Here is a 24395-nt window from a genome sequence, read left to right on the forward strand (position 1 = left end):
CTTAAGGTTAATCATTCTCAGTAACGGATACATTCACCAGCGCTTCCTGACCGTTTCGTATTACGGTGAACTGGGCAGAGTTTAAGGTTACAAATTCCTGTAGTGCCGCTTTTGCTGACGCTTCCTGAGTTAGCGGATGGTTGTTCATTTTGATCGCAATATCGCCAGGCCTGAGTCCGGTTGCTATAAAACGTTCAACCGGACCACGGGCGTTTAATCTGACGCCCTGTAGCGCTTCCTGCTGATAGATAAAGTTGGTAATAATGATGTCGCTGAGGGAATGTGGCGCGCTGTCATGTGGCAGCGATGGTGCCGGCACCCTGGAGGATATATCAGGCTCATCAATAAAAGCGATGCGTTGCCGGGAGCCATTGTTATCAATCGTCACGCTATTATTATCAATGTCCGTAATTTTTACGTCAGGGAGATCGTCAAGTTTATCTCCGGTACTGTAAAATTTTGCTTTCTCATTAATGGTGATAATAGCCTGTGAACGTGTTTTTAGCGTGCTCGCAATAATGCCATTTAGCTGGAGATCGAGCATCGAATTTTTAATTGAAACATCTTCTTTATTATCAGTCGCATTTTTCCTACTGTTTTTCGGTAAATTCATTGGCAGCCTGAGGACAACGGACGTTATTGAGTGACTGGTTTTGTTTTTTGTATTTGTCGAATCAATAAATAATCTATAGGTATATAACGAATGAATAATAACAATGGCACCGACAAAAAACATAACGCAGTACAGCACATCGTTACGCTTTCTCTTAAATATAAAGGTAAATTGCTTCGCGATAACATCCATTGTTAATAGCACGCCTGTTCTTTTCGGGAGAAGCATGATATAGGCTTACTTTCAGGTTTTCAATTTAATCGTCGGAACATGTCGTTTAATTAAAATATAAAAAATTGATAATATTTACCTGGCATATAATAAGTTAAATACCCGCATCAATTACTGGAACTTATCGATGACTGAACGCGAATTACCGTATGCAATTTACTCTTTTTCGCAACATACCCTTATCAAGAATATCTTTATTCATGAGCTGGGCGCTGGCGATGTGGGCGTATTATGCGGCAAACCGGGGTGTGGTAAATCGACGCTTATTTATCAGTTAGGTAAGGATTTTCCCGGCAGGGTAGTGGTGTTTACCGCCACCGGTTTATCTGGTTTCTGTCAATTGACACACACGGCGTGTACGCACGGAAAACTCCAGCCAGACTGGCGAGATGTGAGAATTAGCCGTTTCTGGTCAACGCTGATGCCTGCCCTTAGTCCGGCAGCGCAACCAATAATAATTGTCATTGATAATGCTGACGCACTCGCCAGACATCTTCCGGCATTTGTCGATAATTTCCGTCATCTGGCGGCTTCATTTGACGCTGGCGCCAGCTTGCTACTGGTGGGGGGCGAAGCGCTCAGGCGTAACCGACGACTTAAACGGCGTATTACGCTGTCGGCGATCATCGCTGCGCCGACGGACGATGAATATCTTGATTTTATGCATCAACAGCAACTGCGTGAGGCGGATGGCGAGCCTGTGCGCATGCGTCATGAATTTGTGCGCAAAGCGGTTCGGGCAGTGCAGGGAAACCTGGCGTTGCTGAGGCACATCGCCCGGGCGGCGAGAAAAATGGCAACGGACAGGCAAGCGGATGTGTTAACCGCTCAACAGGAAAGATTGTTGCTGGAAACATTTACTCTCCGCTCTTGCGTATTGCGCAAGGGAATATTGCCTGGACTTTACGCTGCGCTGGCTTTGACGTTCGGTTGGCTGGCGGTCGATGTTTTTCCCCTTCAACTTCCTGTGCCTGCCGGGTTAACGGTGGCGATGACGCAAAAAAAGGAAAACCTGCCGGATATTAGCGATGCACGGGGAGGATTACGCGACGCCATGCAGCAATTATTCAGCGTCTGGGGATTCGACACAGCGCATGACGAGGCATGGTGTGACCAGGCCGATCGCGCTGAGTTGGTGTGCGAAAGCGGCAAGGAACGTTTAGATAACCTCATCAGGCGCGGGTTGCCGTGGATCGCGCATTTGAATATCGATAAACAACCGGTCTACGGTGTTGTGATGCGTGTATCAGGAAACGAGCTGGATCTTATCATTGATAATAAAACCTGGATCGTCAGTCAGGAGTGGCTGGCGAAGCACTGGCAGGGAAATTATACCCTGATGCTCAATTTAACGCCTGACAGGAAAATGCAGATCGGTGAAAAGAGTCCGGCGGAAACCATCATCTGGTTTGATACGATGCTGAGCCGCGCACTGGGCGTTCCCGGCGATAAATCAGGCTCATGGACGCCATGGTTAATCGAAAAGGTCAAAGCATTCCAGCAGCGGGAGAATTTGCCTGTGGATGGTAAGCCGGGAAAAGAGACGCTGATAAGGCTACGTCAGAGTCTTGGAGACGCGCCGGTATTAATCAATGAGGCGGCACCTGTGCTCACACATGTGTCATCTAAGGAGCGTATGTGATGATGCACATCTATCAACCCATTGATGCGAAAACAGTGTTGAGTTGCCGCTGGCGGCAGGCGCTGCGTTCCTGTTGCTGGCTGTTGTGGGTCAGCCTGATGCTAATGTGCGGCTACTACGGACATTATGTCTGGTTGGTGCGCCATCCGACAACCGCCATGCAGGGAGTGCCCGATTCTCAGGCGTATCGACTCTCGGATGTGCATTACATTTTTAAGCGGAAACCTCTGCCGATACGCATCGATTTACCCACCCAGAACGAAGAGGGTGACAGTATGCTGGAAGAGATACCCTATGATGAAGCGTCCGGGCAGGAAGTGCCGGATGGCGAAGTATTGCGCTCACGTGTGCAACAAGCGTTGAGAGAAATCGATGGCAAATAGCCATAATCACTTGCATCCGTACCGGCTATACGTATAATACGGCAGCCTGTCAAATCTGACGGGTAGTTCGATATGAACTGTGGCGGTTTACCGTCAACAACGCTCCCAATCAGGGGGCTACGTAAGAACGGTTACACTCTCCCATCAATCGTAATGGGTTTGAGGAGTAACTATTTCGTCTATAAAATAATTGGAGCTCTGGTCTCATGCAGAACCAAAGAATCCGTATCCGTTTGAAAGCGTTTGATCATCGTCTGATCGATCAATCAACCGCGGAAATCGTCGAGACTGCCAAGCGCACTGGTGCGCAGGTTCGTGGTCCGATCCCGCTGCCGACCCGCAAAGAGCGTTTCACCGTTCTGATCTCCCCGCACGTCAACAAAGACGCGCGTGATCAGTACGAGATCCGTACTCACAAGCGTCTGGTTGACATCGTTGAGCCAACTGAAAAAACCGTTGATGCTCTGATGCGTCTGGACCTGGCTGCCGGTGTAGACGTGCAGATCAGCCTGGGTTAATCAGGTCATCGAGCGATTGAGAGGTTGATACAATGATTGGTTTAGTCGGTAAAAAAGTGGGTATGACCCGCATCTTCACTGAAGATGGCGTATCTATCCCAGTAACCGTTATCGAAGTTGAAGCAAACCGCGTTACTCAGGTTAAAGATCTGGCTAACGATGGCTATCGCGCTGTTCAGGTTACCACCGGTGCTAAAAAAGCTAACCGCGTAACTAAGCCGGAAGCTGGTCACTTTGCTAAAGCTGGCGTAGAAGCTGGCCGCGGCCTGTGGGAGTTCCGCCTGGCAGATGGTGAAGAATACACCGTTGGTCAGAACATTAGCGTTGAACTGTTTGCTGACGTTAAAAAAGTTGACGTAACCGGTACCTCTAAAGGTAAAGGTTTCGCTGGTACCGTTAAGCGCTGGAACTTCCGTACCCAGGACGCTACTCACGGTAACTCCTTGTCCCACCGCGTTCCGGGTTCTATCGGTCAGAACCAGACTCCGGGCAAAGTGTTTAAAGGCAAGAAAATGGCAGGTCAGCTGGGCAACGAACGTGTAACCGTTCAGAGCCTGGACGTAGTACGTGTTGACGCTGAGCGCAACCTGCTGCTGGTTAAAGGTGGTGTTCCGGGTGCGACCGGTTGCGACCTGATCGTTAAACCAGCTGTGAAGGCGTAAGGGGATAGCAATGGAATTAGTATTGAAAGACGCGCAGAGCGCGCTGACTGTTTCCGAAACTACCTTCGGTCGTGATTTCAACGAAGCGCTGGTTCACCAGGTTGTTGTTGCTTATGCAGCTGGTGCTCGTCAGGGTACTCGTGCTCAGAAGACTCGTGCTGAAGTAACTGGTTCAGGCAAAAAGCCGTGGCGCCAGAAAGGTACCGGCCGTGCGCGTTCAGGTTCTATCAAGAGCCCGATCTGGCGTTCAGGTGGCGTGACCTTCGCTGCTCGTCCACAGGACCACAGTCAAAAAGTTAACAAAAAGATGTACCGCGGCGCGCTGAAAAGCATTCTGTCCGAACTGGTACGTCAGGATCGTCTGATCGTTGTCGAATCATTCTCTGTAGAAGCGCCTAAAACTAAGCTGCTGGCACAGAAACTGAAAGACATGGCTCTGGAAGATGTGCTGATCATCACCGGTGAGCTGGACGAAAACCTGTTCCTGGCTGCGCGCAACCTGCATAAGGTTGACGTACGCGATGCAACTGGTATCGACCCGGTTAGCCTGATCGCCTTCGACAAAGTCGTAATGACTGCTGATGCTGTTAAGCAAGTTGAGGAGATGCTGGCATGATTCGTGAAGAACGTCTGCTGAAAGTGCTGCGCGCACCGCACGTTTCTGAAAAAGCGTCTACTGCGATGGAAAAAACTAACACCATCGTTCTCAAAGTTGCTAAAGACGCGACCAAAGCAGAAATCAAAGCTGCTGTGCAGAAACTGTTTGAAGTCGAAGTCGAAGTCGTTAACACCCTGGTAGTTAAAGGGAAAGTTAAACGTCACGGACAGCGTATCGGTCGTCGTAGCGACTGGAAAAAAGCTTACGTCACCCTGAAGGAAGGCCAGAATCTGGACTTCGTCGGCGGCGCTGAGTAAGTCGGAGGAGTAATACAATGGCAGTTGTTAAATGTAAACCGACATCTCCGGGTCGTCGCCACGTTGTTAAAGTGGTCAACCCAGAGCTGCACAAGGGCAAACCTTTTGCTCCGCTGGTTGAAAAAAACAGCAAATCCGGTGGTCGTAACAACAATGGCCGCATCACCACTCGTCACATCGGTGGTGGTCACAAGCAGGCTTATCGTATTGTTGACTTCAAACGTAACAAAGACGGTATCCCGGCAGTTGTTGAACGTCTTGAGTACGATCCGAACCGCTCCGCGAACATCGCGCTGGTTCTGTACAAAGACGGTGAACGCCGTTACATCCTGGCCCCTAAAGGCCTGAAAGCTGGCGACCAGGTTCAATCTGGCGTTGATGCTGCAATCAAAGCAGGTAACACCCTGCCGATGCGCAATATCCCGGTTGGTTCTACCGTTCATAACGTAGAAATGAAACCAGGTAAAGGCGGTCAGCTGGCACGTTCCGCTGGTACTTACGTTCAGATCGTTGCTCGTGATGGTGCTTATGTCACCCTGCGTCTGCGTTCTGGTGAAATGCGTAAAGTCGAAGCAGACTGCCGTGCAACTCTGGGCGAAGTTGGCAATGCTGAGCATATGCTGCGCGTTCTGGGTAAAGCAGGTGCTGCACGCTGGCGTGGTGTTCGTCCTACCGTTCGCGGTACTGCGATGAACCCAGTCGACCACCCACATGGTGGTGGTGAAGGTCGTAACTTTGGTAAGCACCCGGTAACTCCGTGGGGCGTTCAGACCAAAGGTAAGAAGACCCGCAGCAACAAGCGTACTGATAAATTCATCGTACGTCGCCGTAGCAAATAATTTTAGAGGATAAGCCATGCCACGTTCTCTCAAGAAAGGTCCTTTTATTGACCTGCACTTGCTGAAGAAGGTAGAGAAAGCGGTGGAAAGCGGAGACAAGAAGCCCCTGCGCACTTGGTCCCGTCGTTCAACGATCTTTCCTAACATGATCGGTTTGACCATCGCTGTCCATAATGGTCGTCAGCACGTTCCGGTATTTGTTTCCGACGAAATGGTCGGTCACAAACTGGGTGAATTCGCACCGACTCGTACTTATCGCGGCCATGCTGCTGATAAAAAAGCGAAGAAGAAATAAGGTAGGAGGAAGAGATGGAAACTTTAGCTCAACATCGCCATGCTCGTTCTTCTGCTCAGAAGGTTCGCCTTGTTGCAGACCTGATTCGCGGTAAGAAAGTGTCGCAGGCTCTGGATATTCTGACCTACACCAATAAGAAAGCGGCTGTACTGGTCAAGAAAGTCCTGGAATCTGCCATTGCTAACGCTGAACACAACGATGGCGCTGACATTGACGATCTGAAAGTTACGAAAATTTTCGTAGACGAAGGCCCGAGCATGAAGCGCATTATGCCGCGTGCAAAAGGTCGTGCAGATCGCATCCTGAAGCGCACCAGCCACATTACTGTGGTTGTGTCCGATCGCTGAGACTCTGGAGACTAGCAATGGGTCAGAAAGTACATCCTAATGGTATTCGCCTGGGTATTGTAAAACCATGGAACTCAACCTGGTTTGCGAACACCAAAGAATTCGCTGACAACCTGGACAGCGATTTTAAAGTACGTCAGTACCTGACTAAGGAACTGGCTAAAGCGTCTGTATCTCGTATCGTTATCGAGCGTCCGGCTAAGAGCATCCGTGTGACCATTCACACCGCTCGCCCGGGTATCGTTATCGGTAAGAAAGGTGAAGACGTAGAAAAACTGCGCAAAGTCGTAGCGGATATTGCTGGCGTTCCTGCTCAGATCAATATCGCCGAAGTGCGTAAACCTGAACTGGATGCAAAATTGGTTGCTGACAGCATCACTTCTCAGCTGGAACGTCGTGTTATGTTCCGTCGTGCTATGAAGCGTGCTGTACAGAACGCAATGCGTCTGGGCGCTAAAGGTATTAAAGTTGAAGTTAGCGGCCGTCTGGGCGGCGCGGAAATCGCACGTACCGAATGGTACCGCGAAGGTCGCGTACCTCTGCACACACTGCGTGCTGACATCGACTACAACACCTCTGAAGCGCACACCACTTACGGTGTAATCGGCGTTAAAGTGTGGATCTTCAAAGGCGAGATCCTGGGTGGTATGGCTGCTGTTGAACAACCGGAAAAACCGGCTGCGCAACCTAAAAAGCAGCAGCGTAAAGGCCGTAAATAAGGAGCGTCGCTGATGTTACAACCAAAGCGTACAAAATTCCGTAAAATGCACAAAGGCCGTAACCGCGGTCTGGCGCAGGGTACGGATGTTAGCTTCGGCAGCTTCGGTCTGAAAGCTGTTGGCCGTGGTCGTCTGACTGCCCGTCAGATCGAAGCAGCACGTCGTGCTATGACCCGTGCAGTTAAGCGTCAAGGTAAGATCTGGATCCGTGTATTCCCGGACAAACCGATCACTGAAAAGCCGCTGGCAGTGCGTATGGGTAAAGGTAAAGGTAACGTGGAGTATTGGGTTGCCTTGATTCAGCCGGGTAAAGTCCTGTATGAAATGGACGGCGTACCGGAAGAGCTGGCCCGTGAAGCATTCAAGCTGGCAGCAGCGAAACTGCCGATTAAAACCACCTTTGTAACTAAGACGGTGATGTAATGAAAGCAAAAGAGCTGCGTGAGAAGAGTGTTGAAGAGCTGAACACCGAGCTGCTGAATCTGCTGCGTGAGCAGTTCAACCTGCGTATGCAGGCTGCAAGTGGCCAGCTGCAACAGTCTCACCTGTTGAAGCAAGTGCGTCGTGATGTCGCACGCGTTAAGACTTTACTGACTGAGAAGGCGGGTGCGTAATGACCGATAAAATCCGTACTCTGCAAGGTCGCGTTGTTAGCGATAAAATGGAGAAATCCATCGTTGTTGCTATCGAACGTTTTGTGAAACACCCGATCTACGGTAAATTCATTAAGCGTACGACCAAACTGCACGTACATGACGAGAACAACGAATGCGGTACTGGTGACGTGGTTGAAATCCGCGAATGCCGTCCGCTGTCCAAGACTAAGTCTTGGACGCTGGTTCGCGTTGTAGAGAAAGCCGTTCTGTAATACAGTAGGCATTCTCAACGAATAAACGGCTCAGCGATGAGCCGTTTATTTTTTCTACCCATATCGTTGAAGCGGTGTTATAATGCCGCGCCCCCGATATGGGGCTTTTTTAACGACCTGATTTTCGGGTCTCAGTAGTAGTTGACATTAGCGGAGCACTAAAATGATCCAAGAACAGACTATGCTGAACGTCGCCGACAACTCCGGTGCACGTCGCGTAATGTGTATCAAGGTTCTGGGTGGCTCGCACCGTCGCTACGCAGGCGTCGGCGATATCATCAAGATCACCATCAAGGAAGCAATTCCGCGTGGTAAGGTCAAAAAAGGTGATGTGCTGAAGGCGGTAGTGGTGCGCACCAAGAAGGGTGTTCGTCGCCCGGACGGTTCTGTCATTCGCTTCGATGGTAATGCATGCGTTATTTTAAACAATAATAGCGAGCAACCTATCGGTACGCGTATTTTTGGGCCGGTAACTCGTGAACTTCGTAACGAGAAGTTCATGAAAATTATCTCTCTGGCACCAGAAGTACTCTAAGGAGCGAATCATGGCAGCGAAGATCCGTCGTGATGACGAAGTTATCGTGTTAACCGGTAAAGATAAAGGTAAACGCGGTAAAGTTAAGAATGTCCTGTCTTCCGGCAAGGTCATTGTTGAAGGTATCAACCTGGTTAAGAAACATCAGAAGCCGGTTCCGGCCCTGAACCAACCAGGCGGCATTGTAGAGAAAGAAGCAGCTATTCAGATCTCTAACCTTGCTATCTTCAACGCGGCAACCGGCAAGGCTGACCGTGTAGGCTTTAGATTCGAAGACGGCAAAAAAGTCCGTTTCTTTAAATCTAACAGCGAAACTATCAAGTAATTTGGAGTAGTACGATGGCGAAACTGCATGATTACTACAAAGACGAAGTAGTCGCTAAACTCATGACTGAGTTTAACTACAATTCTGTCATGCAAGTCCCTCGGGTCGAGAAGATCACCCTGAACATGGGTGTTGGTGAAGCGATCGCTGACAAGAAACTGCTGGATAATGCAGCAGCTGACCTGACAGCAATCTCCGGTCAAAAACCGCTGATCACCAAAGCACGCAAATCAGTTGCAGGCTTCAAAATCCGTCAGGGCTATCCGATCGGCTGTAAAGTAACTCTGCGTGGCGAACGCATGTGGGAGTTCTTTGAGCGCCTGATCACTATTGCTGTTCCACGTATCCGTGACTTCCGTGGCTTGTCCGCTAAGTCTTTCGACGGTCGTGGTAACTACAGCATGGGTGTCCGTGAGCAGATCATCTTCCCAGAAATCGACTACGATAAAGTCGACCGCGTGCGTGGTTTGGATATTACCATTACCACTACTGCGAAATCTGATGAAGAAGGCCGTGCTCTGCTGGCTGCCTTTGACTTCCCGTTCCGCAAGTAAGGTAGGGTTACTGAATGGCTAAGCAATCAATGAAAGCACGCGAAGTAAAGCGCGTAGCTTTAGCTGATAAGTACTTCGCAAAACGCGCTGAACTGAAAGCTATTATCTCTGATGTGAACGCGACCGACGAAGATCGTTGGAACGCAGTTCTCAAGCTGCAGTCTCTGCCGCGTGATTCCAGCCCGTCCCGTCAGCGTAACCGCTGCCGTCAAACAGGTCGTCCGCATGGCTATGTGGGCAAGTTCGGGTTGAGCCGTATCAAACTGCGTGAAGCCGCTATGCGCGGTGAAGTACCAGGCTTGAAAAAGGCTAGCTGGTAATTACCAATTGAATCACGGGAGTAAAGACAGATGAGCATGCAAGATCCGATCGCGGATATGCTGACCCGTATCCGTAACGGTCAGGCCGCGAATAAAGCTGCGGTCACCATGCCTTCCTCCAAGCTGAAAGTGGCAATTGCCAACGTGCTGAAGGAAGAAGGTTTTATTGAAGATTTTAAAGTTGAAGGCGACACCAAGCCGGAACTGGAACTTACTCTTAAGTATTTCCAGGGTAAAGCTGTTGTAGAAAGCATTCAGCGTGTCAGTCGCCCAGGTCTGCGCATTTATAAGCGTAAAGACGAGCTGCCGAAAGTTATGGCTGGCATGGGTATCGCAGTTGTTTCTACCTCTAAAGGTGTTATGACTGATCGTGCAGCGCGCCAGGCTGGTCTTGGTGGCGAAATTATCTGCTACGTAGCCTAATCGGAGGAAAAAATGTCTCGTGTTGCTAAAGCACCGGTCGTTATTCCTGCCGGCGTTGATGTAAAAATCAACGGTCAGGTTATTACGATCAAAGGTAAAAACGGCGAGCTGACTCGTACTCTCAACGATGCTGTTGCAGTAAATCATGCAGATAATGCACTGACCTTCGGTCCGCGTGATGGTTACGCAGATGGATGGGCTCAGGCTGGTACCGCGCGTGCCCTGCTGAATGCAATGGTTGTCGGTGTTACCGAAGGCTTCACTAAGAAGCTACAGCTGGTTGGTGTAGGTTATCGTGCAGCGGTTAAAGGGAATGTAGTAAACCTGGCTTTAGGTTTCTCTCACCCTGTTGACCATCAGCTGCCTGCGGGTATTACTGCAGAATGTCCGTCTCAGACTGAAATCGTGCTGAAAGGCGCTGATAAACAGCTGATCGGTCAGGTTGCAGCAGATCTGCGCGCCTACCGTCGTCCTGAGCCTTATAAAGGCAAGGGTGTTCGTTACGCCGACGAAGTCGTGCGTACCAAAGAGGCTAAGAAGAAGTAAGGTAACACTATGGATAAGAAATCTGCTCGTATCCGTCGTGCGACCCGCGCACGCCGCAAGCTCCAGGAGCTGGGCGCAACTCGCCTGGTGGTACATCGTACCCCGCGTCATATTTACGCACAGGTAATTGCACCGAACGGTTCTGAAGTTCTGGTAGCTGCTTCTACTGTAGAAAAAGCTATCGCTGAACAATTGAAGTACACCGGTAACAAAGACGCTGCTGCAGCTGTAGGTAAAGCTGTTGCTGAACGCGCTCTGGAAAAAGGCATCAAAGATGTTTCTTTTGACCGTTCCGGGTTCCAATATCATGGTCGTGTCCAGGCACTGGCAGATGCTGCCCGTGAAGCTGGCCTTCAGTTCTAAGGTAGAGGTGTAAGATGGCTCACATCGAAAAACAAGCTGGCGAACTGCAGGAAAAGCTGATCGCGGTTAACCGCGTATCTAAAACCGTTAAAGGTGGTCGTATTTTCTCCTTCACAGCTCTGACTGTAGTTGGTGATGGTAACGGTCGCGTTGGTTTTGGTTACGGTAAAGCGCGTGAAGTTCCAGCAGCGATCCAGAAAGCGATGGAAAAAGCCCGTCGCAATATGATTAACGTCGCGCTGAACCACGGCACCCTGCAGCACCCGGTTAAGGGTACTCACACGGGTTCTCGTGTATTCATGCAGCCGGCTTCCGAAGGTACCGGTATCATCGCCGGTGGTGCAATGCGCGCCGTTCTGGAAGTCGCTGGAGTTCGTAACGTTCTGGCTAAAGCCTATGGTTCTACTAACCCGATTAACGTGGTTCGTGCAACTATCGATGGCCTGGAAAATATGAAATCTCCGGAAATGGTCGCTGCCAAGCGTGGTAAATCCGTTGAAGAAATTCTGGGGAAATAAACCATGGCAAAGACTATTAAAATTACTCAAACCCGCAGTGCAATCGGTCGTCTGCCGAAACATAAGGCAACGCTGCTTGGCCTGGGTCTGCGTCGTATTGGTCACACCGTAGAGCGCGAGGATACTCCTGCTGTTCGTGGTATGGTCAACGCGGTTTCCTTCATGGTTAAAGTTGAGGAGTAAGAGATGCGTTTAAATACTCTGTCTCCGGCCGAAGGCTCTAAAAAAGCGGCTCGCCGCCTGGGTCGTGGTATCGGTTCTGGCCTCGGTAAAACCGGTGGTCGTGGTCACAAAGGTCAGAAGTCTCGTTCTGGCGGTGGCGTACGTCGCGGTTTCGAGGGTGGTCAGATGCCTCTGTACCGTCGTCTGCCGAAATTCGGCTTCACTTCACGTAAAGCAGCGATTACAGCCGAAGTTCGTCTGTCTGACCTGGCTAAAGTTGAAGGCGGTGTTGTAGACCTGAACACGCTGAAAGCAGCTAACATTATCGGTATCCAGATCGAGTTCGCGAAAGTGATTCTGGCTGGTGAAGTCACTACTCCGGTAACTGTTCGTGGCCTGCGTGTTACTAAAGGCGCTCGTGCTGCTATCGAAGCTGCTGGCGGTAAAATCGAGGAATAAGTAGCAGATGGCTAAACAACCGGGATTAGATTTTCAAAGTGCCAAAGGTGGCTTAGGCGAGCTGAAACGCAGACTGCTGTTTGTAATCGGCGCGCTGATTGTGTTCCGTATTGGCTCTTTCATTCCGATCCCTGGTATTGATGCCGCTGTACTTGCCAAACTGCTTGAGCAACAGCGAGGCACCATCATTGAAATGTTTAACATGTTCTCTGGTGGTGCTCTCAGCCGTGCTTCTATCTTTGCTCTGGGGATCATGCCGTATATTTCGGCGTCGATTATTATCCAGCTGCTGACGGTGGTTCATCCAACGCTGGCAGAAATTAAGAAAGAAGGGGAGTCTGGTCGTCGTAAGATCAGCCAGTACACCCGCTACGGTACTCTGGTGCTGGCAATATTCCAGTCGATCGGTATTGCTACCGGTCTGCCGAATATGCCTGGTATGCAGGGCCTGGTAATGAATCCAGGCTTTGCATTCTATTTCACCGCTGTTGTAAGTCTGGTTACAGGGACGATGTTCCTGATGTGGTTGGGCGAACAGATTACTGAACGTGGTATCGGCAACGGTATCTCAATCATTATCTTCGCCGGTATTGTCGCGGGACTCCCGCCAGCCATTGCCCATACTATCGAGCAAGCGCGTCAAGGCGACCTGCACTTCCTCGTGTTGCTGTTGGTTGCAGTATTAGTATTTGCAGTGACGTTCTTTGTTGTATTTGTTGAGCGTGGTCAACGCCGCATTGTGGTAAACTACGCGAAACGTCAGCAAGGTCGTCGTGTCTATGCTGCACAGAGCACACATTTACCGCTGAAAGTGAATATGGCGGGGGTAATCCCGGCAATCTTCGCTTCCAGTATTATTCTGTTCCCAGCGACCATCGCGTCATGGTTCGGGGGCGGGACTGGTTGGAACTGGCTGACAACAATTTCGCTGTATTTGCAGCCTGGGCAACCGCTTTATGTGTTACTCTATGCGTCTGCAATCATATTCTTCTGTTTCTTCTACACGGCGTTGGTTTTCAACCCGCGTGAAACAGCAGATAACCTGAAGAAGTCCGGTGCATTTGTACCAGGAATTCGTCCGGGAGAGCAAACGGCGAAGTATATCGATAAAGTAATGACCCGCCTGACTCTGGTTGGTGCGCTCTACATTACCTTTATCTGCCTGATCCCGGAGTTCATGCGTGATGCAATGAAAGTACCGTTCTACTTCGGTGGGACCTCACTGCTTATCGTTGTTGTCGTGATTATGGACTTTATGGCTCAAGTGCAAACTCTGATGATGTCAAGTCAGTACGAGTCTGCATTGAAGAAGGCGAATCTGAAAGGCTACGGCCGTTAACAGTCGCCCGAGAAGTTACGGAGAGTAAAAATGAAAGTTCGTGCTTCCGTCAAGAAATTATGCCGTAACTGCAAAATCGTTAAGCGTGATGGTGTCATCCGTGTGATTTGCAGTGCCGAGCCGAAGCATAAACAGCGCCAAGGCTGATTTATTCGCATATTTTTCTTGCAAAGTTGGGTTGAGCTGGCTAGATTAGCCAGCCAATCTTTTGTATGTCTGTGCGTTTCCATTTGAGTATCCTGAAAACGGGCTTTTCAGCATGGTGCGTACATATTAAATAGTAGGAGTGCATAGTGGCCCGTATAGCAGGCATTAACATTCCTGATCAGAAACATGCTGTGATCGCATTAACTTCGATCTACGGCGTCGGCAAGACCCGTTCTAAAGCCATTCTGGCTGCCGCGGGTATCGCTGAAGATGTTAAGATCAGTGAGCTGTCTGAAGAACAAATCGACACGCTGCGTGACGAAGTTGCCAAATTTGTCGTTGAAGGTGATCTGCGCCGTGAAGTTAGCATGAGCATCAAGCGCCTTATGGACCTTGGTTGCTATCGCGGTTTGCGTCATCGTCGTGGTCTCCCGGTTCGCGGTCAGCGTACCAAGACCAACGCACGTACCCGTAAGGGTCCGCGCAAACCGATCAAGAAATAATCGGGGTGATTGAATAATGGCAAAGGCACCAATTCGTGCACGTAAACGTGTAAGAAAACAAGTCTCTGACGGCGTGGCTCATATCCATGCTTCTTTTAACAACACCATCGTTACCATTACTGATCGTCAGGGTAACGCACTGGGTTGGGCAACAGCCGGTGGTTCCGGTTTCCGTGGTTCTCGCAAATCCACTCCGTTTGCAGCTCAGGTTGCAGCAGAGCGTTGCGCTGAAGCCGTAAAAGAATACGGTATCAAGAATCTGGAAGTTATGGTCAAAGGACCGGGTCCAGGTCGCGAATCTACTGTTCGTGCTCTGAACGCCGCTGGTTTCCGCATCACTAATATTACTGATGTGACTCCGATCCCTCATAACGGTTGTCGTCCGCCGAAAAAACGTCGCGTATAACGCTGTCGTTTCTAGGATTGTTGGAGAAAGAAAATGGCAAGATATTTGGGTCCTAAGCTCAAGCTGAGCCGTCGTGAGGGCACTGACTTATTCCTTAAGTCTGGCGTTCGCGCGATCGATACCAAGTGTAAAATTGAACAAGCTCCTGGCCAGCACGGTGCGCGTAAACCGCGTCTGTCTGACTATGGTGTGCAGTTGCGTGAAAAGCAAAAAGTTCGCCGTATCTACGGTGTGCTGGAGCGTCAGTTCCGTAACTACTACAAAGAAGCAGCACGTCTGAAAGGCAACACCGGTGAAAACCTGTTGGGTCTGCTGGAAGGTCGTCTGGACAACGTTGTATACCGTATGGGCTTCGGTGCCACTCGTGCAGAAGCACGTCAGCTGGTCAGCCATAAAGCAATTATGGTAAACGGTCGTGTTGTTAACATCGCTTCTTATCAGGTTAGTCCGAATGACGTTGTTAGCATTCGTGAGAAAGCGAAGAAGCAGTCTCGCGTGAAAGCCGCTCTGGAGCTGGCTGAGCAGCGTGAAAAGCCAACCTGGCTGGAAGTTGATGCTGGCAAGATGGAAGGTACGTTCAAGCGTAAGCCGGAGCGTTCTGATCTGTCTGCGGACATTAACGAACACCTGATCGTCGAGCTTTACTCCAAGTAAAGCTTAGTACCAAAGAGAGGACACAATGCAGGGTTCTGTGACAGAGTTTCTAAAACCGCGCCTGGTAGATATCGAGCAAGTGAGTTCGACGCACGCCAAGGTGACCCTTGAGCCTTTAGAGCGTGGCTTTGGCCATACTTTGGGTAACGCACTGCGCCGTATTCTGCTCTCATCGATGCCGGGTTGCGCGGTGACCGAGGTTGAGATTGATGGTGTACTACATGAGTACAGCACCAAAGAAGGCGTTCAGGAAGATATCCTGGAAATCCTGCTCAACCTGAAAGGGCTGGCGGTGAGAGTTCAGGGTAAAGATGACGTTATTCTTACCTTGAATAAATCTGGCATTGGCCCTGTGACTGCAGCCGACATTACCCATGATGGTGATGTCGAAATCGTCAAGCCACAGCACGTGATCTGCCACCTGACCGATGAGAATGCATCTATTAGCATGCGTATCAAAGTTCAGCGCGGTCGTGGTTATGTGCCGGCTTCTACCCGAATTCATTCGGAAGAAGATGAGCGCCCAATCGGCCGTCTGCTGGTCGACGCATGCTACAGCCCTGTAGAGCGTATTGCCTACAATGTTGAAGCAGCGCGTGTAGAACAGCGTACCGACCTGGACAAGCTGGTCATCGAAATGGAAACCAACGGTACAATCGATCCTGAAGAGGCGATTCGTCGTGCGGCAACCATTCTGGCTGAACAACTTGAAGCTTTCGTTGACTTACGTGATGTACGTCAGCCGGAAGTTAAAGAAGAGAAACCAGAATTCGATCCGATCCTGCTGCGCCCTGTTGACGATCTGGAATTGACTGTCCGCTCTGCTAACTGCCTCAAAGCAGAAGCTATCCACTATATCGGTGATCTGGTACAGCGTACTGAGGTTGAGCTTCTTAAGACGCCTAACCTTGGTAAAAAATCTCTTACTGAGATTAAAGACGTGCTGGCTTCCCGTGGACTGTCTCTGGGCATGCGCCTGGAAAACTGGCCACCGGCAAGCATCGCTGACGAGTAACCGGATCACAGGTTAAGGTTTTACTGAGAAGGATAAGGTCATGCGCCATCGTAAGAGTGGTCGTCAACTGAACCGCAACAGCAGCCATCGCCAGGCTATGTTCCGCAATATGGCAGGTTCACTGGTTCGTCATGAAATCATCAAGACGACTCTGCCGAAAGCGAAAGAGCTGCGTCGCGTAGTTGAGCCGCTGATTACTCTTGCCAAGACTGATAGCGTAGCTAATCGTCGTCTGGCATTCGCCCGCACTCGTGATAACGAGATCGTGGCAAAACTGTTTAACGAACTGGGCCCGCGTTTCGCGAGCCGCGCCGGTGGTTACACTCGCATTCTGAAGTGTGGCTTCCGTGCAGGCGACAACGCGCCGATGGCATACATCGAGCTGGTTGATCGTTCAGAGAAAACAGAAGCTGCTGCAGAGTAATCTGTAGTAACGTAAAAAAACCCGCCTCGGCGGGTTTTTTTATATCCGTCATATCCCCACTTACCTACAATATCTGTACTCTTTTTGTTCATCACTGGAGTGTTGTATGTGGTTACTGGACCAGTGGGCAGAGCGCCATATTATTGATGCACAGTCTAAAGGTGAGTTTGATGGTTTGCATGGTACAGGAGAACCGTTGGTTCTTGACGATGATTCCCACATTCCGCCTGAACTTCGAGCCGGATTCCGTTTATTAAAAAATGCGGGATGTCTTCCTCCTGAGCTAGAGCAGCGCAGAGAGGCAATACAGCTGCTTGAAATACTTGCAGGGATCCGCAAAGATGATCCCCATTATCAGGAAGTGAGTCGAAGACTGTCACTACTGGAACTGAAACTTCGGCAGGCTGGACTCAGCACCGAGTTTTTACACGGTGAATACGCAGATAAGTTGCTGCAGAAGATCAACGACGAATAGGGGAGATAGCATGTACCGTATTGGTGAATTAGCGAAACTGGCTGACGTGACGCCTGATACTATCCGCTACTATGAAAAGCAGCAGATGATGGAACATGAAATACGTACAGAAGGCGGGTTTCGTCTCTATACGGAAAGCGATCTTCAGCGTCTAAAGTTTATTCGCTATGCCCGTCAGCTTGGTTTCACGCTGGAATCGATCCGCGAGCTGCTTTCGATCCGCATCGATCCCGAACACCATACCTGCCAGGAATCAAAAGGGATCGTCCAGGAAAGATTGCAGGAAGTGGAAGCGAGAATAGCTGAGCTTCAGGCGATGCAACGGTCGCTGCAGCGATTGAATGACGCGTGTTGTGGCAAGGCACACAGCAGCGTGTACTGCTCTATCCTTGAAGCACTTGAGCAAGGCGCCAGTGGATCACCATCAGGCTGTTGATTTATTGAACGGTCAGGTCTACACTCGCGGCGTAAATTACGACAACCGGAGGTATTATGAGTCGTTATCAGCACACTAAAGGGCAGATAAAAGATAACGCCATTGAGGCGCTTCTACATGACCCACTGTTCAGGCAGCGCGTTGAGAAAAATAAGAAAGGGAAAGGAAGTTATCTACGTAAAGGTAAACATGGTAATCGGGTTAACTGGGAGGCCAGTGGCAAGAAAGTCATTCACTTTTTTACCACTGGTCTTCTTGTTTCAGTGAGTGCTTAAGAGCGGTTATTCTGTTCTTTCAGCAGGTCACGAATTTCACTCAGCAATACTTCTTCTTTCGATGGCGCCGGCGGTGCTGCTGGCTCTTCCGCTTTTTTACGGTTCAGTTTGTTGATCAGCTTGATTGCCATAAAGATAGCAAACGCAACAATAACGAAATCAAAGATATTTTGAATAAATACACCGTAATGCATAACGACTGCCGGGATATCTCCCTGTGCATCACGTAGTGTTAAAGCAAACTGTTTAAAATCAATTCCACCAATTAACAACCCCAGCGGCGGCATGATGATATCGGCAACCAGTGATGAAACAATCTTCCCAAATGCCGCACCAATAATGACACCCACTGCCAAATCGACAACATTCCCGCGCATCGCGAATTCGCGAAATTCTTTAATAATGCTCATCTTATTCTCCCTATGCAGCTGACGTTTATAAGTTTAACAAATGTTTAGGCAATTTCCATTTATGTATTACCTAAATACAAATTTATTAAACCATGAAAAATAAAGGGAAATAATTTAGGCGCAGTTTCAGCGCCCAAATTATTACAGGAAGAACGGACTTGGCTGGAATAGTCGCTCGACGTCGGTAATAAACTTTTTATCTGTCAGGAACATAATTACGTGATCGCCCTGTTCAATACGCAGGTTATCATTGGCAATCATCACATCGTTACCACGCACAACGGCGCCAATAATGGTTCCTGGTGGAAGTTTAATTTCATCAATTGAGCGACCCACAACCCGTGACGTCGTTTCATCACCATGTGCAACGGCTTCAATGGCTTCCGCGACGCCACGGCGCAGTGAAGATACACCAACAATATCCGCTTTACGCACATGACTGAGCAGCGCAGAGATGGTTGCCTGCTGCGGTGAAATCGCAATATCGATCACGCTGCCTTGCACCAGATCGACGTATGCTCTGCGTTGGATCAACACCATCACTTTCTTGGCGCCCATCCGTTTGGCAAGCATCGCCGACATGATATTCGCTTCATCATCGTTGGTTACCGCAATGAACAGATCAACCTGATCGATATGTTCTTCCGCCAGCAGCTCTTGATCCGAGGCATCACCAAAAAAGACGATCGTATTTTGCAGTTTCTCTGCAAGCTCGGATGCGCGCTGTTGATTACGTTCAATCAGTTTGACGCTGTAATCTTTTTCTAGTCGCCGTGCCAGCCCGGCGCCAATATTACCACCGCCCACTAACATAATGCGTTTGTAAGGCTTTTCCAGACGCTGTAATTCGCTCATTACGGCGCGAATATGCTGCGAGGCCGCGATGAAGAAAACTTCATCACCCGCTTCAACAATGGTAGAACCTTGCGGACGGATCGGTCGGTCATGACGGAAAATCGCCGCAACGCGGGTATCGATGTGCGGCATATGCTCACGCATTGTCGACAGCGCATTACCAATCAGCGGCCCACCGTAATAGGCTTTCACCACGGCCAGGCTGACTTTTCCTTCGGCAAAATTCACTACCTGCAATGCGCCCGGATATTCAATCAGGCGATAAATGCTATCGATAACCAGTTGCTCAGGCGCAATCAGGTGATCGATAGGCACCGCATCAGATTGAAATAGCTTGTCCGCATCACGAACGTAATCCGGTGAACGAATACGAGCGATACGATTAGGCGTGTTAAACAGTGAATAAGCTACCTGGCAGGCAACCATATTTGTTTCATCTGAGCTGGTTACGGCAACCAGCATATCGGCATCGTCAGCACCGGCTTCACGTAGAACGCGGGGATGCGAACCATGCCCTTGCACGACACGGAGATCAAACTTGTCCTGCAGGCTACGCAGGCGCTCACCATTGGTATCGACTACCGTGATATCGTTGTTCTCTCCGACCAGGTTTTCAGCCAGCGTACCGCCAACTTGCCCTGCGCCCAGAATGATAATTTTCATCAGTCGCGACCCGTTATCTCATCACTTTTTGATTAGCTTAGCGTAAAAGAAGCCATCACCATCTTCCGCACTCGGTAAATTCTGACGTCCAGGTTTTTCCGGCGTACCAGTGACGCTTAATACCGCATCTGGCGTGCGCGCAAGGAAGGCGGCAATTTGCTGTTGGTTTTCTTCTGGCAGGATAGAGCAGGTTGCATAAACCAGCGTGCCGCCAGGTTTAAGATGTGGCCAGGTTGCATTCAGGATTTCAGCCTGCAACTGGGCAAGTTCAGCAATATCCCGGTCGCGACGCAGCCATTTGATATCCGGATGGCGACGGATCACTCCGGTGGCAGAACACGGAGCGTCCAGCAAAATACGGTCAAACTGTTGTTCACCGCACCACTGCTGTGGATAGCGGCCATCACCCTGTTTTACGGTTGCCTTCATACCCAGACGTTTTAGATTGTCGAAAACGCGCGATAAGCGTTTTTCATCAACATCGACAGCCATTACGTTAGTGTGCGGAGCAACTTCCAGAATGTGAGTGGTTTTGCCCCCCGGCGCACAGCATAGGTCGAGGATCTGTTCACCGTCCTCCGGCAACAGATAGTTTATGCATCCTTGAGCGGAAGCATCCTGGACGGTTACCCAGCCTTCATCAAAACCTGGGAGGGCGTGCACAGGAGCTGGCGTTTCCAGACGCACTGCATCCGGGTAATCTGGATGCGGGAAACCGGTTAATCCCGCTTCGGTCAGCAGGTCCAGCCAGGCATCGCGCGTATGATGGTTACGATTGACACGTAACCACATCGGCGGTCGCTGGTTATTGGCTTCAAGAATGCCTTCCCACTGCTGCGGATAAGCGGTCTTAATACGTTTCACCAGCCAGGAGGGGTGTAAGAAACGTAAATCGCTTTGAGAGAATTCAGCCAGCAGCTCTTCCTGGCGGCGCTGAAACTGGCGCAGCACGCCGTTGATCAGCCCTTTAAGCTGCGGACGCTTAATAACGACTGCGCCTTCTACGGTCTCTGCCAAAGCAGCATGCGGTGGAATACGAGTATGCAGCAGTTGGTAGAAGCCCACCATGATCAGATAGTGAACAGTGCGCTGTTTGCCCGTCATTGGACGTTCCATCAACTGCTGGATCATCCACTCCAGTTGGGAGAGTGTACGCAACACGCCGAAGCAAAGCTCCTGCAACAGTGCTTTGTCTTTATCGGCAACTTTTTGCTGCATGGCGGGCAGCACGTTGCTTAATGATTGTCCCTTTTCGACAACCTGTTCGACGGCCTGGGCCGCCATACTGCGTAAATTAAGATGTTTTTTCATAAGCGCAAAAATAAAAATGCCCGGAGATACCGGGCTTAACGAGATGAACCGTCATACCAGACGGTTACCGGGTACAAACCATTCCCGGCGCGAATTAAGCAGATCCTGCGCGCTCATGGCTTTTTTACCGGCAGGTTGCAAAGAGACGAGATTCAGGATGCCGTCGCCCGTTGCGACCTGGATACCCTGCTTTGTCGCCTCAAGAATAGTGCCTGGTGCGACCTGTGTGTTCGCTGTAATAACCGTAGCTTGCCAGACTTTCACTGGCTGGCCGTCGATTTCAAGCCAGCTCATTGGCCACGGGTTAAAGGCGCGGATGCAGCGTTCCAACTGAGCGGCTGAAAGCGACCAGTCGATACGGGCCTCTTCTTTGCTGAGTTTTTCTGCATGCGTAACCAGTGATTCATCTTGTACAACGGGTTTTATGGTGCCAGCCGCCAGCTGTTTTAGCGTTTCAATCAGCCCCTGAGGTCCTAAATCTGCCAGCTTATCGTATAACGAACCGCTGGTATCTTCTGCAGTTATCGGGCAGGACAGCTTAAGCAGCATATCACCGGTGTCGAGGCCAACATCCATCTGCATGATGGTCACACCAGTTTCGGCGTCGCCTGCCCACAGTGAGCGCTGGATTGGGGCTGCGCCACGCCAGCGTGGAAGCAGGGAACCGTGAACGTTGATACAACCCAGACGCGGCATTTCCAGTACGGCTTTTGGCAGTATCAGGCCATATGCTACCACTACCATCACGTCTGCGCGTAAATCAGCAACCAGCTGCTGGTTTTCCTGAGGACGAAGAGAGACTGGTTGGAAAACCGGTATCCCTTTTTCTTCCGCCAGCACTTTTACCGGGCTGGGCATCAGCTTTTTACCGCGTCCCGCCGGACGGTCCGGTTGGGTAAACACGCCAACGACGTTATGTCCAGAAGACAACAGCGCGTCGAGATGACGCGCTGCAAAGTCAGGTGTACCCGCAAAAATAATACGTAGTGAGTCTGACACGTTGATTCTTGTCCTTAAGCTCGGGCGTTCAGGCGGTCGAGTTTTTCAACTTTCTGACGAATGCGTTGTTGCTTCAACGGAGACAGATAATCGATAAACAGTTTACCGACCAGGTGATCCATTTCATGTTGAATGCAGATAGCCAGCAGGCCATCGGCTTCCAGTTCAAAAGATTTGCCGTTGCGATCGAGCGCACGAATTTTTACTTTCTCTGCGCGCGGTACTAACGCACGCTGTTCGGGAATAGACAGGCAGCCTTCTTCAATACCTGTTTCGCCGTCTTTTTCCAGCAGCTCTGGGTTAATGAGTACCAACTGCTCGTCGCGATTTTCAGAGACATCAATAACAATGATGCGCTGATGAATATCGACCTGAGTTGCTGCCAGACCGATACCTTCTTCGGCGTACATCGTTTCGAACATATCATCAACGATACGCTGAATTTCTGCATTCACTTCTTCGACCGGTTTTGCGACTTTGCGAAGGCGCTCGTCCGGAATATGTAACACTTGCAAAACTGACATAGTTATCCAGAGTTGTGTTCAGGAGTTGAAAAGATTATTACCTCTATTCTAGACAAAACCCCCTCTGATTGACAGCATCAGTGACCAATCGCAAAGATTGCCAGGACTGCTTGTGGCAGGGGAACAGGGATGACCAAAATCGAGATTTGGCTACGTTTAGCACAAGTGAATGAACTGTATGGTGATGAGATGGTGCGCGTTGCCCACTGGCTCAATACTCAGCCGTGTATTAACAACGTGGTACTTCATCATGCTGGACTCTCTCCCCGCCAGGCCCGGCGCTTTTTAACCTTTCCAGATCAGACGCTGGAAAAAACGCTGCGCTGGCTTGAACAGCCCAACCATCATTTTGTGGTTGCCGACAGCGAGCATTATCCGGCACAGCTCCGTGCAATTGAGGATTATCCTGGGGTGCTTTTTGTTGCAGGAAATCCCATATGCCTTAGCTCGTTTCAGGTTGCCGTCGTCGGTAGCCGACAGCACTCCTGGTATGGCGAACGCTGGGGGCGGCTGTTTTGTGAAAAGCTTGCAGCATGCGGCGTGACGATCACCAGCGGCCTGGCCCGGGGGATTGATGGTGTGGCGCACAATGCTGCGATAAACCGAGAGGGCACGAGTATTGCGGTGCTGGGAAATGGGCTTGAGACCATTCATCCACGACAGCATGTCAGTCTGGCTAAACGACTGATTGAGGCTGGAGGCGCACTGGTGTCTGAGTTCCCATTAGATACGCTTCCTTTGCCGCGCAATTTTCCCCGACGAAATCGCATTATTAGTGGTCTAAGTAAAGGAGTCCTGGTTGTAGAAGCTGCTCAGCGTAGCGGGTCACTGGTCACTGCGCGTTGTGCACTGGAACAAGGGCGGGAGGTTTTTGCGTTGCCTGGACCGATTGGGAGTCCGGGAAGTGAAGGTCCACATTGGCTTATTCAGCAGGGAGCCACGCTTGTGACGGCCCCAGAAGAAATTCTGGAAAATTTGCAATATGGGCTGCAATGGTTGCCAGATGAACCTGAAAAATCAATTTATTCGCCAGATCACGAAGAGGTGGCATTGCCATTTCCGGAGCTCCTGGCTAACGTAGGAGATGAGGTAACACCTGTTGACGTCGTCGCTGAACGTGCCGGCCAACCTGTGCCAGAGGTAGTGGCTCAACTGCTCGAACTGGAGTTAGCAGGATGGATCGCAGCTGTACCCGGCGGCTATGTCCGATTGAGGAGGGCATGCCATGTTCGACGTACTAATGTATTTGTTTGAGACATATATCCATAACGAAGCTGAGCTGCGTGTGGATCAGGACAAACTGGAACGGGATCTTACCGACGCTGGTTTTGATCGAGAAGACATCTACAACGCGTTACTTTGGCTGGAAAAGCTTGCTGATTATCAGGATGGTCTTGCCGAACCTATGCAGCTGGCATCCGATCCTCTTTCTATACGTATTTATACCGCAGAAGAGTGTGATCGACTGGATGCAAGCTGTAGAGGGTTCCTGCTATTCCTGGAACAGATTCAGGTGCTAAACCTCGAAACACGAGAAATGGTCATTGAGCGCGTACTCGCGCTGGATACGGCAGAGTTCGATCTGGAAGATCTGAAGTGGGTGATCCTGATGGTGCTTTTCAATATTCCAGGTTGTGAAAATGCCTATCAGCAAATGGAAGAATTACTCTTTGAAGTGAATGAAGGTATGCTGCATTAATCAATCTTCATTCAGTATGAGTT

At 50.1% G+C, this 24395-nt stretch carries 41 protein-coding genes; 35 read left to right on the forward strand and 6 right to left on the reverse strand.

The features are described 5' to 3' along the window. Window positions 1–7: 7 nt before the first annotated feature. Window positions 8–805, reverse strand: a complete 798-nt coding sequence (gene gspC, locus HV350_RS02190; RefSeq protein WP_181629713.1) for a type II secretion system protein GspC — start codon at window positions 803–805, stop codon at window positions 8–10. A gap of 166 nt (window positions 806–971) precedes the next feature. On the opposite strand from gspC, the gene HV350_RS02195 reads away from it, so the two are divergent. From HV350_RS02195 to arfA, 33 genes are all read left to right on the forward strand, one after another. Then, window positions 972–2486 (forward strand): peptidoglycan-binding protein, encoded by a 1515-nt coding sequence (locus tag HV350_RS02195; protein WP_181629715.1) that lies wholly within the window; start codon window positions 972–974, stop codon window positions 2484–2486. Then, window positions 2486–2869, forward strand: coding sequence for a hypothetical protein (locus HV350_RS02200; RefSeq protein WP_181629717.1), 384 nt, complete (start codon window positions 2486–2488; stop codon window positions 2867–2869). Before HV350_RS02195 ends, HV350_RS02200 begins: the two co-directional genes overlap by 1 nt. Window positions 2870–3075: 206 nt before the next feature. After that, on the forward strand, window positions 3076–3387 hold the full coding sequence (gene rpsJ, locus HV350_RS02205) for a 30S ribosomal protein S10 (protein WP_001181005.1): 312 nt from the start codon (window positions 3076–3078) through the stop codon (window positions 3385–3387). A 32-nt stretch (window positions 3388–3419) separates the two neighbouring features. Beyond that, window positions 3420–4049, forward strand: coding sequence for a 50S ribosomal protein L3 (gene rplC, locus HV350_RS02210; RefSeq protein ID WP_003031117.1), 630 nt, complete (start codon window positions 3420–3422; stop codon window positions 4047–4049). A 10-nt stretch (window positions 4050–4059) separates the two neighbouring features. After that, the gene (rplD, locus tag HV350_RS02215; protein WP_003031119.1) at window positions 4060–4665 is read left to right on the forward strand and encodes a 50S ribosomal protein L4; all 606 of its coding nucleotides are present in this window, start codon (window positions 4060–4062) and stop codon (window positions 4663–4665) included. After that, window positions 4662–4964 carry a 50S ribosomal protein L23 gene (gene rplW / locus HV350_RS02220; protein ID WP_000617546.1) on the forward strand — a complete coding sequence of 101 codons (303 nt, stop codon included), beginning with the start codon at window positions 4662–4664 and terminating at the stop codon, window positions 4962–4964. Before rplD ends, rplW begins: the two co-directional genes overlap by 4 nt. 17 nt (window positions 4965–4981) lie before the next feature. Next, a complete protein-coding gene (gene rplB / locus HV350_RS02225; RefSeq protein WP_016154746.1) occupies window positions 4982–5803 on the forward strand; it encodes a 50S ribosomal protein L2 in 822 nt (273 codons plus the stop codon). 16 nt (window positions 5804–5819) lie between these two features. Further along, window positions 5820–6098: a 30S ribosomal protein S19 gene (rpsS, locus tag HV350_RS02230; protein ID WP_001138115.1), complete on the forward strand. Its 279-nt coding sequence runs from the start codon at window positions 5820–5822 to the stop codon at window positions 6096–6098. A 14-nt stretch (window positions 6099–6112) separates the two neighbouring features. After that, window positions 6113–6445 (forward strand): 50S ribosomal protein L22, encoded by a 333-nt coding sequence (gene rplV, locus HV350_RS02235; RefSeq protein ID WP_000448832.1) that lies wholly within the window; start codon window positions 6113–6115, stop codon window positions 6443–6445. Between the two features lie 17 nt (window positions 6446–6462). Next, entirely contained in the window at window positions 6463–7164 is a 702-nt protein-coding gene (gene rpsC / locus HV350_RS02240; protein WP_000529945.1) for a 30S ribosomal protein S3, read from the forward strand. A gap of 12 nt (window positions 7165–7176) precedes the next feature. Beyond that, window positions 7177–7587 (forward strand): 50S ribosomal protein L16, encoded by a 411-nt coding sequence (gene rplP / locus HV350_RS02245; RefSeq protein WP_000941212.1) that lies wholly within the window; start codon window positions 7177–7179, stop codon window positions 7585–7587. After that, window positions 7587–7778 (forward strand): 50S ribosomal protein L29, encoded by a 192-nt coding sequence (gene rpmC / locus HV350_RS02250; protein ID WP_000644742.1) that lies wholly within the window; start codon window positions 7587–7589, stop codon window positions 7776–7778. The genes rplP and rpmC overlap by 1 nt, the downstream gene beginning before the upstream one ends. Further along, complete coding sequence (gene rpsQ, locus HV350_RS02255; RefSeq protein WP_003031120.1) at window positions 7778–8032, forward strand: 30S ribosomal protein S17; 255 nt, start codon at window positions 7778–7780, stop codon at window positions 8030–8032. The genes rpmC and rpsQ overlap by 1 nt, the downstream gene beginning before the upstream one ends. Window positions 8033–8195: 163 nt before the next feature. Beyond that, window positions 8196–8567 (forward strand): 50S ribosomal protein L14, encoded by a 372-nt coding sequence (rplN, locus tag HV350_RS02260; protein ID WP_000613954.1) that lies wholly within the window; start codon window positions 8196–8198, stop codon window positions 8565–8567. A 10-nt stretch (window positions 8568–8577) separates the two neighbouring features. Continuing rightward, on the forward strand, window positions 8578–8892 hold the full coding sequence (gene rplX / locus HV350_RS02265) for a 50S ribosomal protein L24 (RefSeq protein WP_003031122.1): 315 nt from the start codon (window positions 8578–8580) through the stop codon (window positions 8890–8892). Between the two features lie 14 nt (window positions 8893–8906). Further along, the gene (gene rplE / locus HV350_RS02270) at window positions 8907–9446 is read left to right on the forward strand and encodes a 50S ribosomal protein L5 (RefSeq protein ID WP_003031123.1); all 540 of its coding nucleotides are present in this window, start codon (window positions 8907–8909) and stop codon (window positions 9444–9446) included. Window positions 9447–9460: 14 nt separating this feature from the next. Further along, window positions 9461–9766, forward strand: a complete 306-nt coding sequence (gene rpsN, locus HV350_RS02275) for a 30S ribosomal protein S14 (RefSeq protein WP_003031125.1) — start codon at window positions 9461–9463, stop codon at window positions 9764–9766. Between the two features lie 30 nt (window positions 9767–9796). Beyond that, a complete protein-coding gene (gene rpsH / locus HV350_RS02280; RefSeq protein WP_003031127.1) occupies window positions 9797–10189 on the forward strand; it encodes a 30S ribosomal protein S8 in 393 nt (130 codons plus the stop codon). A gap of 12 nt (window positions 10190–10201) precedes the next feature. Continuing rightward, window positions 10202–10735 (forward strand): 50S ribosomal protein L6, encoded by a 534-nt coding sequence (rplF, locus tag HV350_RS02285; protein WP_003031129.1) that lies wholly within the window; start codon window positions 10202–10204, stop codon window positions 10733–10735. Between the two features lie 9 nt (window positions 10736–10744). Next, a complete protein-coding gene (gene rplR / locus HV350_RS02290; RefSeq protein ID WP_000358960.1) occupies window positions 10745–11098 on the forward strand; it encodes a 50S ribosomal protein L18 in 354 nt (117 codons plus the stop codon). 14 nt (window positions 11099–11112) lie between these two features. Further along, on the forward strand, window positions 11113–11616 hold the full coding sequence (gene rpsE, locus HV350_RS02295; protein ID WP_003031131.1) for a 30S ribosomal protein S5: 504 nt from the start codon (window positions 11113–11115) through the stop codon (window positions 11614–11616). A gap of 3 nt (window positions 11617–11619) precedes the next feature. Continuing rightward, window positions 11620–11799 carry a 50S ribosomal protein L30 gene (rpmD, locus tag HV350_RS02300; RefSeq protein ID WP_001140434.1) on the forward strand — a complete coding sequence of 60 codons (180 nt, stop codon included), beginning with the start codon at window positions 11620–11622 and terminating at the stop codon, window positions 11797–11799. 3 nt (window positions 11800–11802) lie between these two features. Next, complete coding sequence (gene rplO, locus HV350_RS02305) at window positions 11803–12237, forward strand: 50S ribosomal protein L15 (RefSeq protein WP_003031132.1); 435 nt, start codon at window positions 11803–11805, stop codon at window positions 12235–12237. 7 nt (window positions 12238–12244) lie between these two features. After that, complete coding sequence (gene secY, locus HV350_RS02310; protein ID WP_001118864.1) at window positions 12245–13576, forward strand: preprotein translocase subunit SecY; 1332 nt, start codon at window positions 12245–12247, stop codon at window positions 13574–13576. Between the two features lie 30 nt (window positions 13577–13606). Beyond that, the gene (gene rpmJ, locus HV350_RS02315; RefSeq protein ID WP_000868187.1) at window positions 13607–13723 is read left to right on the forward strand and encodes a 50S ribosomal protein L36; all 117 of its coding nucleotides are present in this window, start codon (window positions 13607–13609) and stop codon (window positions 13721–13723) included. 146 nt (window positions 13724–13869) lie between these two features. Beyond that, window positions 13870–14226 (forward strand): 30S ribosomal protein S13, encoded by a 357-nt coding sequence (rpsM, locus tag HV350_RS02320; RefSeq protein ID WP_003031135.1) that lies wholly within the window; start codon window positions 13870–13872, stop codon window positions 14224–14226. Between the two features lie 16 nt (window positions 14227–14242). Beyond that, window positions 14243–14632 (forward strand): 30S ribosomal protein S11, encoded by a 390-nt coding sequence (rpsK, locus tag HV350_RS02325; protein WP_003031137.1) that lies wholly within the window; start codon window positions 14243–14245, stop codon window positions 14630–14632. Window positions 14633–14665: 33 nt separating this feature from the next. Beyond that, the gene (gene rpsD / locus HV350_RS02330) at window positions 14666–15286 is read left to right on the forward strand and encodes a 30S ribosomal protein S4 (protein WP_003031138.1); all 621 of its coding nucleotides are present in this window, start codon (window positions 14666–14668) and stop codon (window positions 15284–15286) included. 25 nt (window positions 15287–15311) lie between these two features. Continuing rightward, window positions 15312–16301, forward strand: a complete 990-nt coding sequence (gene rpoA, locus HV350_RS02335) for a DNA-directed RNA polymerase subunit alpha (RefSeq protein WP_003031139.1) — start codon at window positions 15312–15314, stop codon at window positions 16299–16301. A 40-nt stretch (window positions 16302–16341) separates the two neighbouring features. After that, on the forward strand, window positions 16342–16725 hold the full coding sequence (gene rplQ, locus HV350_RS02340) for a 50S ribosomal protein L17 (RefSeq protein ID WP_001216370.1): 384 nt from the start codon (window positions 16342–16344) through the stop codon (window positions 16723–16725). 106 nt (window positions 16726–16831) lie between these two features. Then, window positions 16832–17200, forward strand: a complete 369-nt coding sequence (locus HV350_RS02345; protein ID WP_016157606.1) for a DUF1992 domain-containing protein — start codon at window positions 16832–16834, stop codon at window positions 17198–17200. Window positions 17201–17210: 10 nt separating this feature from the next. Further along, complete coding sequence (gene zntR, locus HV350_RS02350) at window positions 17211–17636, forward strand: Zn(2+)-responsive transcriptional regulator (RefSeq protein ID WP_016154744.1); 426 nt, start codon at window positions 17211–17213, stop codon at window positions 17634–17636. A gap of 56 nt (window positions 17637–17692) precedes the next feature. Continuing rightward, window positions 17693–17911, forward strand: coding sequence for an alternative ribosome-rescue factor ArfA (gene arfA, locus HV350_RS02355; protein WP_181629719.1), 219 nt, complete (start codon window positions 17693–17695; stop codon window positions 17909–17911). On the opposite strand, the gene mscL is transcribed toward arfA, so the two are convergent. The 5 genes from mscL to def form a co-directional block, all read right to left on the reverse strand. After that, window positions 17908–18321 carry a large-conductance mechanosensitive channel protein MscL gene (gene mscL, locus HV350_RS02360; RefSeq protein WP_016154742.1) on the reverse strand — a complete coding sequence of 138 codons (414 nt, stop codon included), beginning with the start codon at window positions 18319–18321 and terminating at the stop codon, window positions 17908–17910. The two genes, arfA and mscL, sit on opposite strands and share 4 nt — an antisense overlap. A 141-nt stretch (window positions 18322–18462) precedes the next feature. Beyond that, on the reverse strand, window positions 18463–19839 hold the full coding sequence (trkA, locus tag HV350_RS02365; protein WP_003031153.1) for a Trk system potassium transporter TrkA: 1377 nt from the start codon (window positions 19837–19839) through the stop codon (window positions 18463–18465). 21 nt (window positions 19840–19860) lie between these two features. Beyond that, entirely contained in the window at window positions 19861–21150 is a 1290-nt protein-coding gene (gene rsmB / locus HV350_RS02370) for a 16S rRNA (cytosine(967)-C(5))-methyltransferase RsmB (protein ID WP_181629721.1), read from the reverse strand. A 51-nt stretch (window positions 21151–21201) separates the two neighbouring features. Then, the gene (fmt, locus tag HV350_RS02375) at window positions 21202–22149 is read right to left on the reverse strand and encodes a methionyl-tRNA formyltransferase (RefSeq protein ID WP_016157603.1); all 948 of its coding nucleotides are present in this window, start codon (window positions 22147–22149) and stop codon (window positions 21202–21204) included. Window positions 22150–22163: 14 nt separating this feature from the next. Continuing rightward, complete coding sequence (gene def / locus HV350_RS02380; RefSeq protein ID WP_003031159.1) at window positions 22164–22673, reverse strand: peptide deformylase; 510 nt, start codon at window positions 22671–22673, stop codon at window positions 22164–22166. Between the two features lie 129 nt (window positions 22674–22802). Between def and dprA the strand changes: the two genes are divergently transcribed. Beyond that, complete coding sequence (gene dprA, locus HV350_RS02385; RefSeq protein WP_047358918.1) at window positions 22803–23927, forward strand: DNA-protecting protein DprA; 1125 nt, start codon at window positions 22803–22805, stop codon at window positions 23925–23927. Further along, a complete protein-coding gene (smg, locus tag HV350_RS02390) occupies window positions 23899–24372 on the forward strand; it encodes a DUF494 family protein Smg (RefSeq protein ID WP_003031162.1) in 474 nt (157 codons plus the stop codon). Before dprA ends, smg begins: the two co-directional genes overlap by 29 nt. The last annotated feature ends 23 nt before the right edge of the window (window positions 24373–24395 follow it).

Origin of the sequence: Citrobacter sp. RHBSTW-01013 (assembly GCF_013781985.1) — a bacterium.
GTDB classification, from domain to species: Bacteria; Pseudomonadota; Gammaproteobacteria; order Enterobacterales; family Enterobacteriaceae; genus Citrobacter; species Citrobacter braakii.

Bases quoted from the DNA above. Each gene is read 5' to 3' on its own strand.
- gspC (WP_181629713.1), bottom strand. From the start codon at position 805: ATGGATGTTATCGCGAAGCAATTTACCTTTATATTTAAGAGAAAGCGT.
- rpsH (WP_003031127.1), top strand. From the start codon at position 9,797: ATGAGCATGCAAGATCCGATCGCGGATATGCTGACCCGTATCCGTAAC.
- rpmD (WP_001140434.1), top strand. From the start codon at position 11,620: ATGGCAAAGACTATTAAAATTACTCAAACCCGCAGTGCAATCGGTCGT.
- def (WP_003031159.1), bottom strand. From the start codon at position 22,673: ATGTCAGTTTTGCAAGTGTTACATATTCCGGACGAGCGCCTTCGCAAA.
- HV350_RS02345 (WP_016157606.1), top strand. From the start codon at position 16,832: ATGTGGTTACTGGACCAGTGGGCAGAGCGCCATATTATTGATGCACAG.
- rpsQ (WP_003031120.1), top strand. From the start codon at position 7,778: ATGACCGATAAAATCCGTACTCTGCAAGGTCGCGTTGTTAGCGATAAA.
- rplD (WP_003031119.1), top strand. From the start codon at position 4,060: ATGGAATTAGTATTGAAAGACGCGCAGAGCGCGCTGACTGTTTCCGAA.
- rsmB (WP_181629721.1), bottom strand. From the start codon at position 21,150: ATGAAAAAACATCTTAATTTACGCAGTATGGCGGCCCAGGCCGTCGAA.
- HV350_RS02200 (WP_181629717.1), top strand. From the start codon at position 2,486: ATGATGCACATCTATCAACCCATTGATGCGAAAACAGTGTTGAGTTGC.
- rplF (WP_003031129.1), top strand. From the start codon at position 10,202: ATGTCTCGTGTTGCTAAAGCACCGGTCGTTATTCCTGCCGGCGTTGAT.
- trkA (WP_003031153.1), bottom strand. From the start codon at position 19,839: ATGAAAATTATCATTCTGGGCGCAGGGCAAGTTGGCGGTACGCTGGCT.
- rpsN (WP_003031125.1), top strand. From the start codon at position 9,461: ATGGCTAAGCAATCAATGAAAGCACGCGAAGTAAAGCGCGTAGCTTTA.
- rpmC (WP_000644742.1), top strand. From the start codon at position 7,587: ATGAAAGCAAAAGAGCTGCGTGAGAAGAGTGTTGAAGAGCTGAACACC.
- mscL (WP_016154742.1), bottom strand. From the start codon at position 18,321: ATGAGCATTATTAAAGAATTTCGCGAATTCGCGATGCGCGGGAATGTT.
- rpsC (WP_000529945.1), top strand. From the start codon at position 6,463: ATGGGTCAGAAAGTACATCCTAATGGTATTCGCCTGGGTATTGTAAAA.
- rpmJ (WP_000868187.1), top strand. From the start codon at position 13,607: ATGAAAGTTCGTGCTTCCGTCAAGAAATTATGCCGTAACTGCAAAATC.
- rplR (WP_000358960.1), top strand. From the start codon at position 10,745: ATGGATAAGAAATCTGCTCGTATCCGTCGTGCGACCCGCGCACGCCGC.
- rpsE (WP_003031131.1), top strand. From the start codon at position 11,113: ATGGCTCACATCGAAAAACAAGCTGGCGAACTGCAGGAAAAGCTGATC.
- rplX (WP_003031122.1), top strand. From the start codon at position 8,578: ATGGCAGCGAAGATCCGTCGTGATGACGAAGTTATCGTGTTAACCGGT.
- rpsD (WP_003031138.1), top strand. From the start codon at position 14,666: ATGGCAAGATATTTGGGTCCTAAGCTCAAGCTGAGCCGTCGTGAGGGC.
- rplE (WP_003031123.1), top strand. From the start codon at position 8,907: ATGGCGAAACTGCATGATTACTACAAAGACGAAGTAGTCGCTAAACTC.
- zntR (WP_016154744.1), top strand. From the start codon at position 17,211: ATGTACCGTATTGGTGAATTAGCGAAACTGGCTGACGTGACGCCTGAT.
- rplQ (WP_001216370.1), top strand. From the start codon at position 16,342: ATGCGCCATCGTAAGAGTGGTCGTCAACTGAACCGCAACAGCAGCCAT.
- rplV (WP_000448832.1), top strand. From the start codon at position 6,113: ATGGAAACTTTAGCTCAACATCGCCATGCTCGTTCTTCTGCTCAGAAG.
- rplB (WP_016154746.1), top strand. From the start codon at position 4,982: ATGGCAGTTGTTAAATGTAAACCGACATCTCCGGGTCGTCGCCACGTT.
- rpsJ (WP_001181005.1), top strand. From the start codon at position 3,076: ATGCAGAACCAAAGAATCCGTATCCGTTTGAAAGCGTTTGATCATCGT.
- secY (WP_001118864.1), top strand. From the start codon at position 12,245: ATGGCTAAACAACCGGGATTAGATTTTCAAAGTGCCAAAGGTGGCTTA.
- rplN (WP_000613954.1), top strand. From the start codon at position 8,196: ATGATCCAAGAACAGACTATGCTGAACGTCGCCGACAACTCCGGTGCA.
- smg (WP_003031162.1), top strand. From the start codon at position 23,899: ATGTTCGACGTACTAATGTATTTGTTTGAGACATATATCCATAACGAA.
- rplW (WP_000617546.1), top strand. From the start codon at position 4,662: ATGATTCGTGAAGAACGTCTGCTGAAAGTGCTGCGCGCACCGCACGTT.
- dprA (WP_047358918.1), top strand. From the start codon at position 22,803: ATGACCAAAATCGAGATTTGGCTACGTTTAGCACAAGTGAATGAACTG.
- rplP (WP_000941212.1), top strand. From the start codon at position 7,177: ATGTTACAACCAAAGCGTACAAAATTCCGTAAAATGCACAAAGGCCGT.
- rpsK (WP_003031137.1), top strand. From the start codon at position 14,243: ATGGCAAAGGCACCAATTCGTGCACGTAAACGTGTAAGAAAACAAGTC.
- rpsS (WP_001138115.1), top strand. From the start codon at position 5,820: ATGCCACGTTCTCTCAAGAAAGGTCCTTTTATTGACCTGCACTTGCTG.
- rpoA (WP_003031139.1), top strand. From the start codon at position 15,312: ATGCAGGGTTCTGTGACAGAGTTTCTAAAACCGCGCCTGGTAGATATC.
- rplO (WP_003031132.1), top strand. From the start codon at position 11,803: ATGCGTTTAAATACTCTGTCTCCGGCCGAAGGCTCTAAAAAAGCGGCT.
- HV350_RS02195 (WP_181629715.1), top strand. From the start codon at position 972: ATGACTGAACGCGAATTACCGTATGCAATTTACTCTTTTTCGCAACAT.
- arfA (WP_181629719.1), top strand. From the start codon at position 17,693: ATGAGTCGTTATCAGCACACTAAAGGGCAGATAAAAGATAACGCCATT.
- rplC (WP_003031117.1), top strand. From the start codon at position 3,420: ATGATTGGTTTAGTCGGTAAAAAAGTGGGTATGACCCGCATCTTCACT.